This is a genomic window from Luteimonas yanweni (assembly GCF_039548475.1).
GTDB lineage: Bacteria > Pseudomonadota > Gammaproteobacteria > Xanthomonadales > Xanthomonadaceae > Luteimonas.
This window is the reverse complement of the sequence record NZ_JBCLVC010000008.1, coordinates 516,015-532,867: the sequence shown is the minus strand read 5'-3', so window position 1 is coordinate 532,867 and position 16,853 is coordinate 516,015. Positions and strand designations below refer to the sequence as shown.

The 16,853-nt window shown below is 71.0% G+C and carries 15 protein-coding genes and 1 pseudogene; 6 read left to right on the top strand and 10 right to left on the bottom strand.

What is annotated here, in order from left to right; all coding sequences use genetic code 11:
* Positions 1-26 precede the first annotated feature (26 nt).
* The 3 genes and pseudogenes from WCE39_RS06455 to WCE39_RS06445 all read right to left on the bottom strand — a co-directional run.
* Positions 27-371, bottom strand: a pseudogene (locus tag WCE39_RS06455) (DUF1428 domain-containing protein); the annotation flags it as partial.
* Positions 372-518: 147 nt separating this feature from the next.
* Positions 519-1,241, bottom strand: coding sequence for an azurin (gene azu / locus WCE39_RS06450; RefSeq protein ID WP_343275845.1), 723 nt, complete (start codon positions 1,239-1,241; stop codon positions 519-521).
* Between the two features lie 40 nt (positions 1,242-1,281).
* Positions 1,282-1,566, bottom strand: coding sequence for a DUF6522 family protein (locus tag WCE39_RS06445; RefSeq protein WP_343275844.1), 285 nt, complete (start codon positions 1,564-1,566; stop codon positions 1,282-1,284).
* A 139-nt stretch (positions 1,567-1,705) separates the two neighbouring features.
* Here WCE39_RS06445 and sstT point away from each other — a divergent pair, with 139 nt between their 5' ends.
* Positions 1,706-2,989, top strand: a complete 1,284-nt coding sequence (sstT, locus tag WCE39_RS06440) for a serine/threonine transporter SstT (RefSeq protein WP_343275843.1) — start codon at positions 1,706-1,708, stop codon at positions 2,987-2,989.
* A 66-nt stretch (positions 2,990-3,055) separates the two neighbouring features.
* Here sstT and WCE39_RS06435 read toward each other — a convergent pair whose 3' ends face one another.
* From WCE39_RS06435 to WCE39_RS06420, 4 genes are all read right to left on the bottom strand, one after another.
* Positions 3,056-3,352, bottom strand: a complete 297-nt coding sequence (locus WCE39_RS06435; RefSeq protein WP_343275982.1) for a hypothetical protein — start codon at positions 3,350-3,352, stop codon at positions 3,056-3,058.
* Between the two features lie 254 nt (positions 3,353-3,606).
* The gene (locus tag WCE39_RS06430) at positions 3,607-5,280 is read right to left on the bottom strand and encodes an EAL domain-containing protein (RefSeq protein ID WP_343275842.1); all 1,674 of its coding nucleotides are present in this window, start codon (positions 5,278-5,280) and stop codon (positions 3,607-3,609) included.
* A 167-nt stretch (positions 5,281-5,447) separates the two neighbouring features.
* Entirely contained in the window at positions 5,448-6,017 is a 570-nt protein-coding gene (locus WCE39_RS06425) for a peroxiredoxin (protein ID WP_343275841.1), read from the bottom strand.
* A 60-nt stretch (positions 6,018-6,077) separates the two neighbouring features.
* Complete coding sequence (locus WCE39_RS06420; protein WP_343275840.1) at positions 6,078-6,689, bottom strand: mechanosensitive ion channel family protein; 612 nt, start codon at positions 6,687-6,689, stop codon at positions 6,078-6,080.
* 156 nt (positions 6,690-6,845) lie between these two features.
* On the opposite strand from WCE39_RS06420, the gene WCE39_RS06415 reads away from it, so the two are divergent.
* The 5 genes from WCE39_RS06415 to WCE39_RS06395 all read left to right on the top strand — a co-directional run bounded on the left by WCE39_RS06415 (position 6,846) and on the right by WCE39_RS06395 (position 11,682).
* On the top strand, positions 6,846-8,975 hold the full coding sequence (locus WCE39_RS06415) for a M13 family metallopeptidase (protein ID WP_343275839.1): 2,130 nt from the start codon (positions 6,846-6,848) through the stop codon (positions 8,973-8,975).
* A gap of 151 nt (positions 8,976-9,126) precedes the next feature.
* A complete protein-coding gene (locus WCE39_RS06410) occupies positions 9,127-9,408 on the top strand; it encodes a hypothetical protein (protein WP_343275838.1) in 282 nt (93 codons plus the stop codon).
* A 144-nt stretch (positions 9,409-9,552) separates the two neighbouring features.
* The gene (locus WCE39_RS06405) at positions 9,553-9,897 is read left to right on the top strand and encodes a zinc ribbon domain-containing protein YjdM (protein ID WP_343275837.1); all 345 of its coding nucleotides are present in this window, start codon (positions 9,553-9,555) and stop codon (positions 9,895-9,897) included.
* A gap of 6 nt (positions 9,898-9,903) precedes the next feature.
* A complete protein-coding gene (locus tag WCE39_RS06400; protein WP_343275836.1) occupies positions 9,904-11,154 on the top strand; it encodes a TIGR03862 family flavoprotein in 1,251 nt (416 codons plus the stop codon).
* A gap of 60 nt (positions 11,155-11,214) precedes the next feature.
* Complete coding sequence (locus WCE39_RS06395; RefSeq protein ID WP_343275835.1) at positions 11,215-11,682, top strand: hypothetical protein; 468 nt, start codon at positions 11,215-11,217, stop codon at positions 11,680-11,682.
* Between the two features lie 64 nt (positions 11,683-11,746).
* Here WCE39_RS06395 and WCE39_RS06390 read toward each other — a convergent pair whose 3' ends face one another.
* The 3 genes from WCE39_RS06390 to WCE39_RS06380 all read right to left on the bottom strand — a co-directional run bounded on the left by WCE39_RS06390 (position 11,747) and on the right by WCE39_RS06380 (position 16,684).
* A complete protein-coding gene (locus WCE39_RS06390) occupies positions 11,747-11,965 on the bottom strand; it encodes a hypothetical protein (RefSeq protein WP_343275834.1) in 219 nt (72 codons plus the stop codon).
* A 266-nt stretch (positions 11,966-12,231) separates the two neighbouring features.
* Positions 12,232-13,602, bottom strand: a complete 1,371-nt coding sequence (locus WCE39_RS06385) for a mechanosensitive ion channel domain-containing protein (protein WP_343275833.1) — start codon at positions 13,600-13,602, stop codon at positions 12,232-12,234.
* Between the two features lie 52 nt (positions 13,603-13,654).
* Positions 13,655-16,684, bottom strand: a complete 3,030-nt coding sequence (locus WCE39_RS06380; protein ID WP_343275832.1) for a diguanylate cyclase — start codon at positions 16,682-16,684, stop codon at positions 13,655-13,657.
* Between the last annotated feature and the right edge of the window lie 169 nt (positions 16,685-16,853).

Sequence of the window (16,853 nt, the reverse complement as noted above, 5' to 3'; positions counted from 1 at the left end):
CAGCCGGCCGGGGCCGCGTCGCCCGGTTCGTACACGGGTGCGAAGCCGCCGTAGACCATGCGGCTGCCGTCGAAAGGCATCTCGCCCGCCTGCTCCATCGCTCCGTCCGCCTGCATCGTCTGCCAGGCGGTATCCGATGTCGCGCGATCGGGCCATGCGATCCAGGAGAACACGATGCTCTCGTCGTCCTTCGCCTCGACCGCGCGATGGAAATGGGTCACCTTGCCCCTGGGCACGTCGATGCCCCAGGTCTCGACCATCCGGGTGGCGCCGTAGCGGCTGAATATGGGCCACGTCGCGGCGGCGTGGTCGATGTAGTCCTGCTTGCGGGCCGTCGGGACGGCTGCGATCAAACCGGTGTAGTAGGCCATGCGTGACTCCGGGCATCAGCGGGGGCGGCCACGGAGCAAGGGCTGCCGTGGACGCCGGGACAGGAGTCGAAACATACGCCTGATGGCGCCGCGGTGCGCGGCCTGCGGCGTACCGTTCGTCAGCGTGACCCGGCTGCGAGCCCGCGTTTACTGCACGCTGATCGTGCCCTTCATCAGCGCCGCGTGACCCGGGAAGCTGCAGAAGAACTGGTACGGGCCGCCGCCGGTGATCTTCGAGACATCGAAGGTGACCGAAGTGCTTTCACCACCGCCGATCATCTCGGTGGCGGCGATGACGCGGTCGTCGTCCGCCTTCAAGTAGCCCGACGAGGCTCCGGCGGAGATCCCGTCGGCGGCGATGCCGGCCATGTCCGACGTCGCGGTGACGACCACGTTGTGGCCCATCGCGGCCTCGGGCAGCTTGCCGGTATGGGTGAGGTTGATCGTGAACTCGCTGCAGTTCGAGGGCACGGTGATCGACGACATGTTGAACTTCATCATGTCGTTGCCTTCTATGTCCACGGCGCAGCCGGTGCCCGCGGCCGTCGCATCGCCGGCATCGGCGCTCGTGCCGGGCGCGTCGTCGGCGGGGGTCGTGGCATTTCCGGCTTCCGCGCCATCGCCGTCGCCGCCGTTGCCGGCCGAGTCACCCGGGTCGCCCGCGCCGTCCATGGTCCCGTCCGCCGGCACCTGGCCCCACGGAGCTTCGGGCACCGACGCCGGGTCGACCTTGGCGTCGTCGCCCGTGGCCGCGACGGGCGCCGGGGGCGGAGCATCGGCAGCCGTGTCACGCGACGGCGGGGATTCGCCACCGCATGCGGACAGGACCAGGGCGCAGGCGGCCGCGAGCAGGGAAGCATGGAGTTTCATCGTGCACCTCTGTGTTTGGAAATACGGGCAATGATGGACTTCAGCGGCCTTCAGCGTGCGTGAACGCCGGCGCCTGCGAGGGGTGGTCGACTGGGCGCCCTTCCGCGTCCACGACCAGGCGCACGCGCCGGCCCTGGTGGTAGAAACTGGCGCGGTAGAGACCGGCGTCTTCGCCGGTGCCACGTTCGCAGAGCACGCTGATCTTGCGGATCGCCATCAGCTCGCGGAAGCGCACAACGTCCAGGCCCAGGCCCTGCGCCACCAGGGCACCGTCGACCTCGATGTCCGGCTGGTCGGCCAACTGAAGGGAAATGGCGTCGCCCATGGCGTCCTCCACTGCGTCGGGAACACGTTTCAGGCTCGCATCCGCGGCCGGCATGCGCATTGACCTGGGTCAGGCCGGCGCGCGCACGCCCCGCGCGCCCTATCATGCGCGCTGCCGCTTTCCCGGGATCAGCACGACCATGTCCATTCTTCCGACCTTCCTCCGCCGGCCAAGCCTGGTCACGCAGATCGTGATCGGTCTCGTGGCCGGCGTGTTGCTCGCGCTGCTGTCCCCCGGCGCGGCCTCGGCCGCCGGCCTCCTGGGCACGGTGTTCATCTCCGCGCTGAAGGCAGTGGCGCCGGTGCTGGTCCTGGTGCTGGTGGCGGCGTCGATCGCCGGCCATCACCAGGGGCAGGATTCGCGCATGCGGCCCATCCTGGGGCTGTACGTGGCCGGTACGGTGATGGCCGCGCTGGCGGGGGTGGCGGCAAGCTTCGCGTTCCCGACCACGCTGGCGCTCGACGTGCCCGTCGACGTCGCGCTCAGCGCGCCCGGCGGCATCGGCGAGGTGTTGCGCACCCTGGTGCTGCAGGTGTTCGACAACCCCATCAATGCGCTGGTCAGCGCCAATTACATCGGCCTGCTGGCCTGGGGCATCGTCGGCGGCCTGGCGCTGCGGCAGGCAGGGGGCGCCACCAGGCAGGTGCTGTCCGATTGCTCGGAGGCGATCACGCGCGTGGTGCGCATGGTGATCAGGCTGGCGCCGCTGGGCGTGTTCGGCATCGTGGCCTCGATGCTGGTCGACAGCGGGCTCCCGGCGCTGCTGGACTACGCGCACCTGCTGGGGGTGCTGCTGGGCGCGATGCTGTTCGTGGCGCTGGTGGCCAATCCGATAATCGTGCTGGCGGTGACCCGGCGCAATCCCTATCCGCTGGTGCTGCGCTGCTTGCGCGAGAGCGGGATCACCGCCTTCTTCACCCGGTCCTCGGCGGCCAACATCCCGGTCAACCTGGAGCTCTGCCGCAAGCTGGGGCTGCATCGCGAGACCGCGGCGGTGGCGGTGCCGCTGGGCGCCACCATCAACATGGCAGGCGCGGCGATCACGATCTCCGTGCTGACCCTGGCCGCGGTGCACACGCTGGGCATTTCCGTGGACCTGCCCACGGCGCTGCTCCTGAGCGTGATCGCGGCCGTGGGTGCCTGCGGCGCCTCGGGCGTGCCGGGCGGCTCGCTGCTGCTGATCCCGCTGGCCTGCGGACTGTTCGGGATCAGCGACGACATCGCCATGCAGGTGGTGGCGATCGGTTTCATCGTGGGGGTGGTGCAGGACTCGGCGGAGACGGCACTGAACTCGTCCACCGACGTGGTGTTCATCGCCGCCGCCTGCGGCGCGACCTCGGGGCGCGACGTGCTGGTCGCGGACCCTGGCGATCCGGCCCCGCCCATCGGTGGTGGTGTCCCGGGCAGCGGCCCGGGGGCGTGATGCAAAAGCGGCGCGCGAAGATCGCGCGCCGCCGGGTCTGACGATCCTGGGGTCAGGACCGACCGGTCAGGATTTCTTGGCCTTGGCCGCCGGCGCCGCGGCGGCGGTGGTCTTGCGGCTGGTCGTGCGCGAGGTGTACGGCCGCAAGGGCGTGTTGCCGAGCACTTCGATGCGCCCGCCGGACTTCTTGAACGAAGCGAGGTCGGCGGCGATGCGCTGGCTGGTCAGGTGCGTGGCCGCGCTGTTGGCGCGACTGGAGGATGACCGGCGAAGCGGCGCCGAGGCGCGGGCGCGTGCGGGGGCGGTGGTGGACGTGGGAGCGGCGGCGGCCGTGGTGGCCTTCTGGGTGCTGCTGCGAGACATCTCGACTCCTGTCGTTGTTGGCCCGGCCAGCGAGGCGAGCGGCTGGGGGCCGGCGGAGGGCGGTCGTGGGCAGTGGGCGACTGGGCCCGCGCGACTGCTGCTGCAGGCGCGCCGGAGGAGGGACTGCCGGATGGGGACGCGACGTGCCGGATGCACGGAGGTCCTTGCGTCCATTATACAAATCGCACATTAACAAAGTGTTCGCGGGTACTTGACGCCAGCTTTCCGCCGTGGCATGGCGGAAAGCGCCGGGCTCATGGCTGTGAGCGCAGCAGGGCCATGAACTCCGCGGGCGACATGGGGCGGGCGATGCCGAACCCCTGCCCGACGTCGCAGCCGGCCTCGAGCAGCCATCGGCGCGTGGCTTCGTTCTCGATGCCTTCGGCGGCGATGCTCGCACCGAGCTCGTGGCCCAGGTCGATCGTGGCGCGCACGATGGCGCGGTCCGAGCGCGAGGCCAGCAGCGCATGCACGAAGGAGCGGTCGATCTTGAGTTCCTCCGGCGCCAGGCGGCGCAGGTTGACCAGCGAGGAATGGCCGACCCCGAAGTCGTCAACCGAGATCCCGATGCCGTGCCTGCGAAGCCGCGGCAGGGCTTCGGCCACCCGCTCGGGTTCGCGCATGACCTCGGTCTCGGTGATTTCCAGCATGAGGCAGTGGCCGCTCCCGCCGCTGGCCTCGATGATCGCGTCGACCAGGTTCCGGTCGGCCAGGTCGTTGGCCGACACGTTGATCGAGACATGCAGCGGGTCGCCGGTGTCCGGCCAGTCGCGGCACCGGGCCAGGCCGTTGCGCACGAGATAGAGCGTCATCTCCCCGATGGCCTGCATGCGTTCGATGATCGGCACGAAATGATCCGGTTCCAGCGCCCCCAGGCGCGGATGCTGCCAGCGCACCAGCAGCTCGGCGCCCACCACCCGCCCGCTGCGCAGCTCGACCTTCGGCTGCAAAGCGAAGTCCAGGGTTTGGCCGGCGATCGCTGCGCGCAGCTCGGCAAGGATCAAGGGATCGTCGTCGCCGGGCACGGTGCTGGCGACGTGGCGGCGGGCGGCGGCAGGGGAGGCGCGGCGCGTCCTGCGGCGCCAGGCGAACAGGGCGATGCCGGCGAGCAGCGCAACGGCAAGCGCCGCCAAGGTCGCGGGCAGGGCGCGTGCGAAGCGCGTGGCCTCTTCGCGCCGCGTGCCGCCAGCGGCGGGGTTGCCGAGCCATTCGACGTACATGCGGTTCAGCGCGCCACTGGTGCGCAGGCGATCGAGCGATCCATTGATGCTGGCAACCAACCCGGGCGCCCCGGGCCGGACGGCGAACACGTATTTGCGCTCCAGCAGCGGTGGGCTGAGCGCGACCATGTCGCGCAGGCCCGAGTGCTGGATCGCGTAGTACCCGATGCCCGTCGGCGTCAACGCATAGTCGGCCTCGCCGCGCGCGACCATGGCGAGGGTTTGGGCCTCGTTGTCGATCGCCACCAGGGTGACGCCGGGCTTGGCGAGCTCGCGCATCGCCTCCCAGGCCAGGCCGGACTGCTGCACCGCCACCCGCACGTCGGTGAGCCCTTCCAGCGAAGCGACCGTCGGTGTTTCGTAGTGCCCGAACAGCGCGTGGTGGCGGAGCAGGATCGGCTCGGTGAGTCCGTATCGCTGCTCGCGCTCGGCAGACCAGAACATCGGGACGACGTCGAGTTCGCCGCGCGCTAGGCGCTCGAGTGCGACGTCCCACTCGCCGAGTTCGAACACCGGGTCGAGGCCCAGGTCCGCCGCGACGCCGCGCGCGAGTTCGACATCGAAGCCGCCGGCACGACCATGGACATCGATGAAGTGATAGGGCGGGTAGCTGGCGTCGCCGCCAACGCGCAGGCTTCCGCCCGGGGCGTGCCCGGAGCCTGCCGTGGCCACGGCGCCGACCGCAAGCGACACCGCAAGCAGTGCCAAGGCCGCTGCCGTGACCCCCCGCCGCAACGCGCGACCCCGCCTTCCGCGCTCGCCGTCCGTTTCCATCCTTCCACGTCCGATGGGCCCTTTGCGGAGTATTAGCACGTTGCCGCGTGGTTTTGGGGAGGCCGCGACCCCCTCGTGGATCCCTGGGCGGGGTGCCGTGCTCAGCGGCCGGCGTTACCGGCGTCGCTGTCGACGGCTGGAATGCTCTCGAGCATGCGCGTGACGTGGCGCTGCGGATTCATGTCCGAATGCACCGCCAGGATGCGGCCGTCGCTGCCGACCAGGTAGGAGGTGCGACTGGACACGTCGGGCTTGCGCTCGAGCGCCGCTGCGTAGCGGGTGGCGATCCTCGCGCCTTCATCGGCGGCGACGGGGAACTTGCCGGCGCAGGTCGCCTTGTCGGCGGAAAAATCGCGCAGCTGGTCGGTGTTGCCGGCGGTCACGCCGATCACCGAGACGCCGCGCGCCCGGAAGTCGTCCACGGCCTGCGAGAACAGCGCGGCCTCGATGTTGCAGCCGGGCGTGTTCGCGGCCGGGAAGAAATAGACGACCACCGGTCCGTCCAGCAGGGCTTTGGAGAGCGAATACTCGAACGCTTCGCCGGCAAGCCACGCCGGTGCGGTGAAGTCGGGCGCGGGGTCGCCGGGCTGAAGCGTGGCGCGCGCTTGCGGCGAGCAGGCCGAGGCCAGGGCGAGGGCGGCGAGTACAAAGCTGCGCTTGATGCGGTTCATGGCGGACTCCTCGGTGGAACCGCGAGTCTAGGCCCTGTGTCGACCCGGCGCAGTCAAGCCTCAGAGGTCGAGGGCCGGCTCCGTGCGCCTGCCGGCCTGCAGGGCGCGCTGGCGGTCCTCCAGGCTCCGCCAGCGACGCACGCTGCGCTGGAAGAACAGGCTGTTGGGCACGCGCAGCACGCTGCCACGAGGTTTGCCCGTGTCGTCGACTTCCTGCAGCGTGGTGTAGACGAGGTTGATGTCGGTGACGCGGCCGCCGAGGCCGGGCTTGTCGCCGCCCTCCAGCAATTCGACGTGGTCGTGGAGCCGGAACGGGCGCGTGGCCAGGATCAGCATCGTGCAGAAGATGTTCGACAGCACGCTCCACGCCGCGAAGAAGGCCACCGCGGCCACCGCGGCGAAGCCGGTGAACGCGGTCCACAACACCGTGCCGGATACGCCAAGGCGCTGCAGCACCAGAAGCAGGGCGGCGGCCGAGATCAGGAACGTCACCACGCGCCGGGATCCCAGCACAAGCTCACGCGGCGCGTCGTAGCGCTGCCAGAGCCGGTCGCCGGCACGACGTGCCAGCACGCGCAGCAGCCAGGCGGCGAGGATGATCAGCGCCACCTGGCCCAGGGGCACGATCACCCCCAGCCACTCCTGCAGCCATACGGGCAGATGTCCGCTCATCACCACTCCCCGGCGGCAACGGGCCGTCGTGGTGGTGATTGTCCCAGATCGGCAAGCTGGCGCGACCGGGGGCGAGGACGCGGCCGTTGGGTATGCTTGGCGGGTTGGCGTCCCGCGGGGCGCCCGCCCATCGCATCCAGTCCGGAGATTCCCAGCTTGAAGACCAGCCTTCTCACCGCGGCGACGGCACTTGCCCTGTCGTTCGCAGCCCCTGTGTCCGCCCATGACGCCCGCGCGGCGGGCGAATGCATCGACATCGCCTGCGATACCAGCCTGCTGTTCGAGGCGGACGACTCCGCCGCTGGCGCCGGCGGCACCGTCTCCGCTACCCGCTACGGCACCTGGGGCATCGATACCGCGGGCATGGCGCGGGACGTGCGGCCCGGCGCCGATTTCTTCCGCTACGTCAGCGGCACCTGGGCCGACACCACCGAAATCCCCTCGGACAAGTCGATGTACGGCTCGTTCCTGGTGCTGCGCGACCTGTCGGAGGCGCGCGTGCGCGGGCTGGTCGAAGGCTATGTCGCACAGGGCAACGCCGCGACCGGCGACGCCGCCAAGGTCGCCACGCTGTACCGCAGCTTCCTGGACGAAGCCGCGATCGAATCGCTGGGCGCCATGCCGCTCGCTTCGCATCTCGACGCCATCCGCGCGGTGGCCGACAGGGACGCCATGGCCGACCTGATGGGCAAGGCCGCCGGCGGCGCCGGCGCCACCCTGTTCCGCCTGGGCGTGTCCGACGACCAGCGCGACCCCGACAACTACACGCTCTACATGAGCCAGTCGGGCCTGGGCCTGGGCGACCGCCAGATGTACCTGGACGAGAAGTTCGAGCCGCAGCGCGAACGCTATGTGGCTTACATCGCGCAGCTGCTCGAGCTCGCGGGCTGGGACGATCCGGAAGGCAGCGCGCAGCGCGTGTTCGACTTCGAGACGTCTGTGGCCGGGGCGCACTGGACCCGCGCCGAGAGCCGCGACCGCAGCCGCACCTACAACCCGGTCGAGCGCGCGGACTTCGCGACCACCGCGCCGGGCTTCGCCTGGGAGCGCTATTTCGCCGCCGCCGGCGTCGACCAGGCCACGCGCGCCGTGGTCCGCCAGGACAGCGCGATTCCGGAGATGGCGAAGCTCTTCGCCGCCGCCGACCTCGACACGCTCAAGGCCTGGCAGGCTTTCCACGTCGCCGACCAGGCAGCGCCGTTGCTGTCCGAGGCCTTCGTCGACGCTCACTTCGACTTCCGCTCGAAGTTCCTCTCCGGCCAGCCCGAGCAGCGCGAGCGCTGGAAGCGCGCCGTGGCCCACGCCGAGGGCGCGATGGGCGAGGCCATCGGCCGCGACTACGTGGCGCAGTACTTCCCGCCGGACGCCAAGGCCAAGATGGACGACCTGGTGGCCAACGTGAAGGCGGCCATGGGCGCGCGCCTGGACCAGCTTGAATGGATGGGCGAGGACACCAAGAAGGAAGCCCGCGCCAAGCTGGCCGGCTTCGGCCTGAAGATCGGTCATCCGGACCAGTGGCGCGACTACGCGGCGCTGGAGGTCAAGGATGGCGACGTGCTCGGCAACGCCCTGCGTTCGGCGGCGTTCGAGTGGGATTACGACCGCGCGCGCATCGGCAAGCCGGTGGACAAGGCCGAGTGGGGCATGACCCCGCAGACGGTCAATGCGTACTACTCGTCGGTGAAGAACGAGATCGTGTTCCCGGCGGCGATCCTGCAGCCGCCGTTCTTCGATCCCGATGCCGACCCGGCCGTGAACTACGGCGGCATCGGCGGCGTGATCGGCCACGAGATCATCCACGGCTTCGACGACCAGGGCCGCAAGTCCGACGGCGCCGGCCTGCTGCGCGACTGGTGGACGGCCGACGACGCCGCCAAGTTCGAGGTCCAGGCCGCGAAGCTGGGCGCGCAGTACGAGGCCTACGAGTTCCCGCAGCTGCCAGGCATGCACATCAACGGCAAGGTGGCGATGGGCGAGAACATCGGCGACCTTGGCGGCCTGACGATCGCGCTGGAGGCCTACCGCCGCTCGCTCGACGGCAAGGACGCGCCGGTGATCGACGGCTTCACCGGCGAGCAGCGCTTCTTCATGGGCTGGTCGCAGGTCTGGCGCACGCTGTGGCGCGACGATGCGCTGCGCCAGCAGCTGGTCAACGGCACGCATTCGCCTGGCCACATCCGCGCGTTCGCGCCGCTGCGCAACATGGATGCCTGGTACGAGGCCTTCGAGGTCGCCGAGGGCGATCCGCTGTGGATTGCACCGGACGATCGGGTCCGTATCTGGTAAAGCAACGAGGGGGCGGATTTCCGCCCCCTCTTTTTTTGTCGGACGCCGCCCTTTATTCGCGCGCCGATCCGTGGCGTAATCGACCCACCCCACGTCGTCCATGTATCCACGAGGTACGCGATTCCGCACGTCCACAGGAGCCAGGCACGCAATGCAGCCGCAAGTGATCAGCGAGGAGTATGGAATTCCCCCGGCGCAGGCACGGGAGATCATCGGGCGTGAAACCAGGCGTGCGCTGGTCGGGCGCTGGCAGGCGTGGGCCTGGCTCGCGCTGACGATGGGAGTGGCCGTGGCATTGCACCTTGCGCAGCCGGGCAACGGGCTGTGCGCGCTGCTGATCGCCGGCAGCGCGCTTCTGGTCTGGTTCCAGGTCGGGCGTTTCCTGGCGGAGCCGGCGGTGCACGCCGCGGCGCGGAGCCGTTCCGGGGCTTGACTGCGACCAGGGCGTCCGGCGCATCCCGCGCTGCCCGCGCGCCACCAGCGTCGCGGGACGCCCGCGCGAGGCCTGGTGGTGGCCGGCGGCCCGTTCGATGGACGCTGGCTACAATGGATGGCCCATGCACGCCCTGGAGTCACGATGTCCGCCATTCCCGCCTGCCCGCAATGCGGGCTGGAAAACACCTATCCCGACGGCGCGCTGTACGTGTGCCCGGACTGCGGCCACGAGTGGGCTGTCGGCGACGCCGAGGCCGCGGGTGGCGCCGGGACGGTGGTGCGCGACGTCAATGGCAACCCGCTCGAGGCCGGTGACACCGTGGTCGTGATCAAGGACCTCAAGGTCAAGGGCTCATCGATCCCGCTCAAACAGGGCACGATGATCCGCAACATCCGCCTGGTCGAGGACGACGCGGAGCACATCGAGGGTCATTCGGACAGGATCCGCGACCTCGTGCTGAAGACCTGCTTCCTGCGCAAGGCCTGACCGGGAATGCCCGCGGCAGCACCTGCCGGCGGTCGCCGCGTCGCCGTGGTCGGCGGCGGGCCGGCCGGGCTGTTCGCCGCCGAGCTGCTGCGCGCGGCGGGCTGCGAGGTCCATCTCTTCGAAGCCAAGGGGTCGGTCGGTCGCAAGTTCCTGGTCGCCGGCAAGGGCGGCCTGAACCTCACCCATTCCGATCCGCCGCCGCTGTTCGCCGCGCGCTATCGCGAACGCAGCGCCGAGGTCGGCCGCTGGCTGTCCGCCTTCGACGCCGATGCGCTGCGGAACTGGGCGCTCGGGCTCGGCATCGAGACCTTTGTCGGCAGCTCCGGGCGGGTGTTCCCGCTTGACCTCAAGGCTGCCCCGCTGCTGCGCGGCTGGGTCCGCCGGCTGCGCGGGCAGGGGGTTGAAATCCACGTCCACCATCGCTGGCTCGGATGGACCAGCGCGGGCGCGCTGCGGTTCTCCACCCCGGATGGCGAGGTCGCGTTCGAAGCCATTGCCACGGTGCTGGCCCTGGGTGGAGGCAGCTGGCCGCAACTGGGTTCGGACGGGGCCTGGCAGGTACTGCTGTGCGACGAGGGCGTAGACGTCGCCGCGCTGCAGCCGTCCAACTGCGGCTTCGATATCGCCTGGTCGGCGCATTTCGCCGGCCGCCACGCGGGTGCGCCGCTGAAACCGGTGATTGCCCACTGGCGTGGTCCCGATGGCGGCGCCCACGCGCTGCAGGGCGAGTGCGTGGTCTCCGTGCATGGAATCGAAGGCAGCCTGGTCTATGCGATTTCGGCGGACCTGCGCGAGCTTGTCGCCCGCGACGGGCATGCGTTGCTGGAACTCGACCTTGCGCCAGGGCGCGAGCTTGCCCGCCTGCAGGGCGAGCTCGCGCGTCCGCGCGGCAAGCGCAGCCTGTCCGAGCACCTGCGTCGCGCGGCCGGGCTCGACGGCGCGAAGGCCGGCCTGCTGCGCGAGGCCCTCGACGCGGCCGCCATGCAGGATCCCTCGGCCGTCGCCGGCGCCATCAAGCGCATGCCGCTGCGGCTGGTCGCCGCGAGGCCACTGGCGGAGGCGATCAGCAGCGCCGGTGGCGTCCGCCTGGAGGCGCTGGACGACGGGCTGATGCTGCGCGTGCGGCCGGGCGTCTTCGCAGCGGGTGAGATGCTCGACTGGGAGGCGCCGACCGGCGGCTACCTGCTCACCGCCTGCTTCGCCAGCGCACGGGTGGCCGCGTACGGCGCCCTGCGCTGGCTCGCCCGCGGCGGTTAACCAGGCATGGGCGCGGGTGCGCCATGCTGTCCCCCCTCCTGGTGCCGCACAAGGACAACGATGGACCGCAAACTGATTCCGATGCTGCTAGCGCTTGCCCTGCCATTGGCGGCCTGTGGACGGGGCGCACCGTTGCCCGGAGAGGGCGGTGACGGCGCGGGCGCCGCGCCCGGTGTCGCGCAGCCTGGCGACCAGGCGCCCGGCCTGTCCGCCGGATTCGTTGTGCTGACCAACGAGCCGTTCTGGCAGGCGATCGTGGAGGGAGGTGCAGTGGTGCTCAGCGGGCCGGACGTCGAGGGCCGGCGATTCGCGATCGATGCCGACAACGAGGCCGATGGCGCCAGGCTGGTACACGCCAGCGACGATGCCGGGACGATCTCGGTGACGCTGACGCCGGGCCCCTGCGAGGACAGCATGTCGGGCGCCGTGTTCCCCCAGGCGGCCGAGCTGGTCATCGACGGCATCGGCCCGGTCCCGGGCTGCGCGCGTCCCGCCGGCACGCCCCCGCCGGCGCCTTCGGGCCTGTGAGCCGTCGGGGCGGGCGATGTGCCGGCCGCCAGGCCTGGCGGCCCGGGGCCGCGTCGGGATGGATTCAGCCCCTGTCGTGAGCGAGTGCGGTGCCGGGCTCCACCAGCACGGTTTCGCCCCAGTCGACGGGCATGGTGATGGCGACCGTCCGGCCCGAGACGGTGGCGTCCCCGAGCGCGACCGCATGCGCGGCCATCATCGCCTTGAAGCGGCTGTGGAAGACTTCGTCGAAGCGCGCTCCGGAAACCTGGAATCCCGCCGTGACTTCTTTGATCTCGACCATTGGCGCGTCCTGGTGGAGGGTGAGCCCCGGCCCAGCTTCACGACTTGCTCAAGGTCGCGGCCAGTTCCGTTGCTGAGCGGCATCCGTGACCGGTGCAAGGCCGTGCTGCCGGGGCTCCGACAGCATGCGCCGGGGCGGCCCGGCTTCCCGTCGGCGACTTGGCGATTCGCGGGTAGGAAAAATCCGAAACCTTTGCCCGGACCCGGGGACGTGCCACCCGGCAGGATGACGTCCGGGGTCGCGTCGACCGCCCGGCAGCCCGCCGCCTAGGCCGGCGGCGTGGATGCATCCACCGGGAGCAGGTCTTCGCTGGCGTACGCCTGCTGCTCGGCGGCGATGTGCGCGTCGAGGTCGCGGTTGACCGAAGTGTCGGCCGCCGCTTCGTCGGCCAACGCTGCCTGCGCCGCCAGGCCAGGGGGGGCAACTGCGCCATCCTCCGGCAGCGCAGCCGCGTACTGGATCATGCGTGGGGTATTGATGCCGGCTTCGGCCAGGCGGGTGCGCACCGAATGGATCGCCTCGCTGCGCACCTTGCCCAGGTCGCTGCTGCGCTGGTCGACCCAGGCGAAGAAGCGCAGGGTGATCGCGGACGCGTCGTAGGCGTCCACGGTCCATGAAGGGCCGGGATCGGCGAGCACGCCGTCCACGTCGCGTATCGCCGCCATTGCCAGGTCCTGCACGCAGCGGATCGATTCGGCGACGTCGACCGGGATCGCGAAGTCCAGCCGCCGCTTCGCATTGCTGGAGAAATTCAGCACCACCGACTTGAACACCAGCGCGTTGGGCAGGGTGAGGCGGTTTCCGTCAAGGGTCACAAGCACCGTGGCCCGCGGCGTCAGCGCCGCGACCTTGCCCTCGTGGCTGCCATCGATGCGCAGCGAATCGCCGGGGGCGAACGGGCGGCGGATGCTCAGCAGCACGCCGGCGACGTAGTTCTCGGCGATGTCCTTGAATGCGAAGCCGAGCGCCAGTCCGATCACGCCGGCCGAGCCCATCACGGCGCCCACCAGCGCGGTCGCCCCGAGCAGGTCAAGCGCCACCAGCACGCCGCCAAGCAGCACCAGCCATTGCACCAGCTGCTGCACCAGGCTCGCGAAATAGGGGTTCTCGGACTGCCAGTTGCGGCGCTGGATGCGCTGGCCGAAGCGCCGGCCCAGCCATTTCCCGAACCACCACGCCAGGCAGACCACGAGCATGGCCACGATCAGCAGCGGCAGGGCGGCCACCAGGCGCACGACCTTGTCCAGCGCGAGCGCCGACGCGGTTCCGATGCGGTCGGCGATGCGGGTGCTCAGCATCACGCGGTTCTCGACCCGGGTGATGCCGGGCTGCTGCTCCGCGACCTGGGCGGCGCGTTCGCGGTCTTCCGGTGCGAGGACCACGCCGTGGAGCTCGGCCACGCCGTCGCGCACGGTCACGGTGACGTCGGCCAGGCCGTCGGCCTCCTGCAGGCGCGCAGCGACGCGGCGGCTGTCGGCGAGGTCGCGCTCGGCGTCGGCGGCGTCGGTCGCCGCCGCGGGTATCGCCGGTGCCGCCGGTTCGGCTGGGGGCGCCTGGGCATAGGCCGGTGCGAACGCATCGGGGGCCAGGGTCAGCAACAGGAACAGCAGTGCAGCGAGATGGACAGTGGGGGTCAAGCGCATGCCGCAATGGTCGCATGGCATGGTGAAGCCCGTGCCAAGCGGAGCGTCAGCGTGCGAAGGGCGGCGGTTCCGGATCCGACTGCAGCACGCGCGCGGTGCCGGTGCCCACGTCGTCGGGATGCGCGCCGGCCAGCAGCGCCTGGATCGCGTCCGGCTGAGGGGCATCGCCCGGCACGATCCCGACCCAGCCATTCTTGCGGCCGCGCTTGACCGCGTACAGGCAGCGGTCGGCCAGGCCCACACAGGCGCTCCAGTCGCCGATGCCCGGCCAGTCGAGCGAGAACGGCCACGGCGCGAATCCGATCGAGCAGCTCAGGTCCAGGGCCACGCCGCGACCAAGGCGGATCGGCTGGGTGGCGATCACGTCGCGGATGCGCTCGGCCAGCAGCGCCGCATGCTCCATGCAGTTGAAGCGCGAGATCAGCAGGAACTCCTCGCCGCCCCAGCGGACCAGCAGGTCGTCGTCGCGGCTCAGCAGGCGCAAGCGGTCGGCGAAGTGCACAAGGACCTCGTCGCCCGCCTGGTGTCCGTGGATGTCGTTGACGCGCTTGAAGTCGTCGATGTCGATCATCAGGAACACGAGCCGGTCGCTGCCGCCGTCGGCGGCCTCCATCCGGCCGAGCAGCGACGCGGCTTCGCGCCCCAGCCATTCCTGCAGGTCGCGCCGGTTGGAGATGCGGGTGAGCGGGTCGCGGCGGGTGGCGATCGTGAGCTGCGCGTTGGTGCGGCTCAGGCGCTGGTTGGCGAGCTGCAGCTGGGCGGTGCGCTCGGCCACGGTGCGCTCGAGCAACTCCACCTGCCTGCGCTCGCGCCGCATGGCCGTGTCGACGCGGCGCGCGACCAGGGCCAGCAGCGCGAGCAGGGCGAGCACGTAGGCCGTGTACGCCAGCTGGTGACGCCACCAGGGCGGCGCCATGGCCAGTCCCAGGCGGCGTGGCTCGCCGAAGCGGCCATCGCGGCCCGCGGCCTCCACCTCGAGCACGTAGCGCCCGGGGGGCAGGTCGGTCACCGAGAATTCAGCCCGGGGCGCGTGTGCGTAGACCCAGTCCTCGTGCAGGCCGAGGACGCGGTAGCGCACCTGCGCCGCCTCCGGCGCGGCGAAGTCGATCGCCGCCATGCTGATGCTGACCATGCGATCGCGATACGCGAGCTGCAGCTGCCTGGCGTAGACGATGTCGGTTTCGCGCGGGCCGCCCACGTTGGCGTCCAGCGGCGTGGTGCGCAGCGTCGTCAGGACCGGCCGCGCGGCGGGGCTCTGCCGGGGGAGTGCCGCGGGATCCAGCACGTCGATGCCGCGGGTCCCGCCGAAATACAGCATTCCGTCGCTGTCGCGGAAGGCCGAACTGCTGTTGTACTCGCGGTTGGCCAGGCCGTCGCGCGGCCCCAGGACCTGGACGCTGTCGCTGGCGGGGTCGATCACGGACAGCCCGTCGTTCGTGCTGACCCAGAGCCGGCCCAGCGCGTCAGGCAGGACTGCGTAGACCACGTTGCTGCCGAGCCCGTCGCTCACGCCGTAGCGCCGGATGCCGCCATTGCCCAGGTCGATGCGGTACACGCCCCGGGAGAAACTGCCCGCCCACAGCGCGCCTCCCTCGATGGCCAGCGACCACAACGAATGGTGCAGGGCCCCGGGCGACACCCGGACCGGCGTCCCCGCTCCCCCGTCGTCGAGCTGCCAGAGGCCATCGGCATTGGTCCCGATCCAGAGCCTGCCGTCGGAACGCGCCAGCGACGTGACCTGGCTGCCGAGCAGGGGCTCGAGCGCGTGCCCGTCGATGATGCGGCCTTCGCGCATCCGTGCCAGGCCGCCGCGGGTGCCGATCCAGCCTTCGCCCGACTCGACCAGCATCGCGTCGATGCGCTGGTCGGGCAGCCCCGGGATGGCGCGCGCGGCTCCGCGGCCCGGCCAATGCCAGAGACCGTCGTAACTGCCGATCCACCAGCCGCCGTCCCCGGCCGGCGCGATCGCACGCACCGACTGGCCGGCGAATGCCGGTACTTCCTGCCAATCCACGGCACCCGGCCGGCGTTCGAACAGGCCGGTATCGGTACCCAGCAGGATGTGGCCGCCGACGCGCCGGATCGCGCGCATGCTGCCCCGGGGCCAGCCGCCGGGGGCCCCGGCTTCGGCGCTGCCGGCTCGCACCACCGCCGACAGCGGGCGCGCGTAGTGGAGCCCGGACGTATAGGTCCCGATCCAGAGCGCACCGGCGGGGTCCTCGTGCAGCGCGATCACCGCGCTGTCCAGGCGCCGTTCCAGCTCCAGCCTGGCGGGGGTGGCGGCGGGACCGGCAAGCTGCGCGACGCGGCCGCCGCGGAAGCCCACCAGGACGCTGCCGTCGCGCCGGCGAAGCAGGCTGGTGGCCGGCTGCGCATCGGGCAGCAGCGCGTGGAGGGGCAGGCTGCGGAGCACCTGGCCGTTGTCCGTGTCCAGCAGGAACAGGCCATCGCGCCCGCTGGCAGCCCAGGCACCCTCGGGACCGACCTGCAGGGCGACGCAGTCATCGGCGGTTGCCGGCAGCCGGGCCAGCAGGTCGAGGCGGGTACGGGTCGCCCGCCAGAGGCGGCAGTCGCGGCCGAGCGCCAGGGCCGTGCCGGTGTCGGCGAGGGGCGCGAGCCCGACGATTTCGGCGTCGCCTCCCAGGTGGGTCACCGCCGCGGTGGCGGCGACCACATGGTCCAGCCCCTTGCCGGTGCCGACCCAGGCCCCGCCCGCACCGTCAAGCGCGAGCCGGTTGACGTGGTGGTGGGCAAGGCCCCGCGACCTGTCGATCCGCACGCGGGACCAGTCGGGCAGCGCCAGGATCTCCAGCCCCGCGTCGTTGCTGCCCAGCCACAGACGTCGGGTACCGGCATCGAAAGCCATCGTGTCGATGCTTCCGCTGACGATGCGCTGTGCCTCCTTGCCGTCCGCCGCCTCGTCCTCGCCCCGCCATGCCTGGAAGCGGTGTCCGTCGAAACGCGCGATCCCGTCCTGCGTCGCCACCCACAGAAAGCCGAGGTCGTCGTTGACCATCGCGTTCACGGTCGACTGCGGCAGCCCCTGTTCGGGACCATGGGATTCGAGGCGGACCACGCCGGCGGGTTCCGCTCGGGCGCCCAGGCACGCCAGCAGCGCGAGGGCCGCCGCGACGATGCGGCGGCGCCGGCGAAGGGCGACTGCGGGAGTGCACGGGCAGGTCATCGCCATCGATGTAAGCAAGACATGTGCCATGTGGCATATGGACTTGCAAGGAGCGGCCCGG

Excerpts from the sequence above, each read along its gene's own strand:
- azu (WP_343275845.1), bottom strand. The coding sequence starts at position 1,241 with ATGAAACTCCATGCTTCCCTGCTCGCGGCCGCCTGCGCCCTGGTCCTG.
- WCE39_RS06445 (WP_343275844.1), bottom strand. The coding sequence starts at position 1,566 with ATGGGCGACGCCATTTCCCTTCAGTTGGCCGACCAGCCGGACATCGAG.
- sstT (WP_343275843.1), top strand. The coding sequence starts at position 1,706 with ATGTCCATTCTTCCGACCTTCCTCCGCCGGCCAAGCCTGGTCACGCAG.
- WCE39_RS06435 (WP_343275982.1), bottom strand. The coding sequence starts at position 3,352 with ATGTCTCGCAGCAGCACCCAGAAGGCCACCACGGCCGCCGCCGCTCCC.
- WCE39_RS06425 (WP_343275841.1), bottom strand. The coding sequence starts at position 6,017 with ATGAACCGCATCAAGCGCAGCTTTGTACTCGCCGCCCTCGCCCTGGCC.
- WCE39_RS06420 (WP_343275840.1), bottom strand. The coding sequence starts at position 6,689 with ATGAGCGGACATCTGCCCGTATGGCTGCAGGAGTGGCTGGGGGTGATC.
- WCE39_RS06410 (WP_343275838.1), top strand. The coding sequence starts at position 9,127 with ATGCAGCCGCAAGTGATCAGCGAGGAGTATGGAATTCCCCCGGCGCAG.
- WCE39_RS06405 (WP_343275837.1), top strand. The coding sequence starts at position 9,553 with ATGTCCGCCATTCCCGCCTGCCCGCAATGCGGGCTGGAAAACACCTAT.
- WCE39_RS06400 (WP_343275836.1), top strand. The coding sequence starts at position 9,904 with ATGCCCGCGGCAGCACCTGCCGGCGGTCGCCGCGTCGCCGTGGTCGGC.
- WCE39_RS06395 (WP_343275835.1), top strand. The coding sequence starts at position 11,215 with ATGGACCGCAAACTGATTCCGATGCTGCTAGCGCTTGCCCTGCCATTG.
- WCE39_RS06390 (WP_343275834.1), bottom strand. The coding sequence starts at position 11,965 with ATGGTCGAGATCAAAGAAGTCACGGCGGGATTCCAGGTTTCCGGAGCG.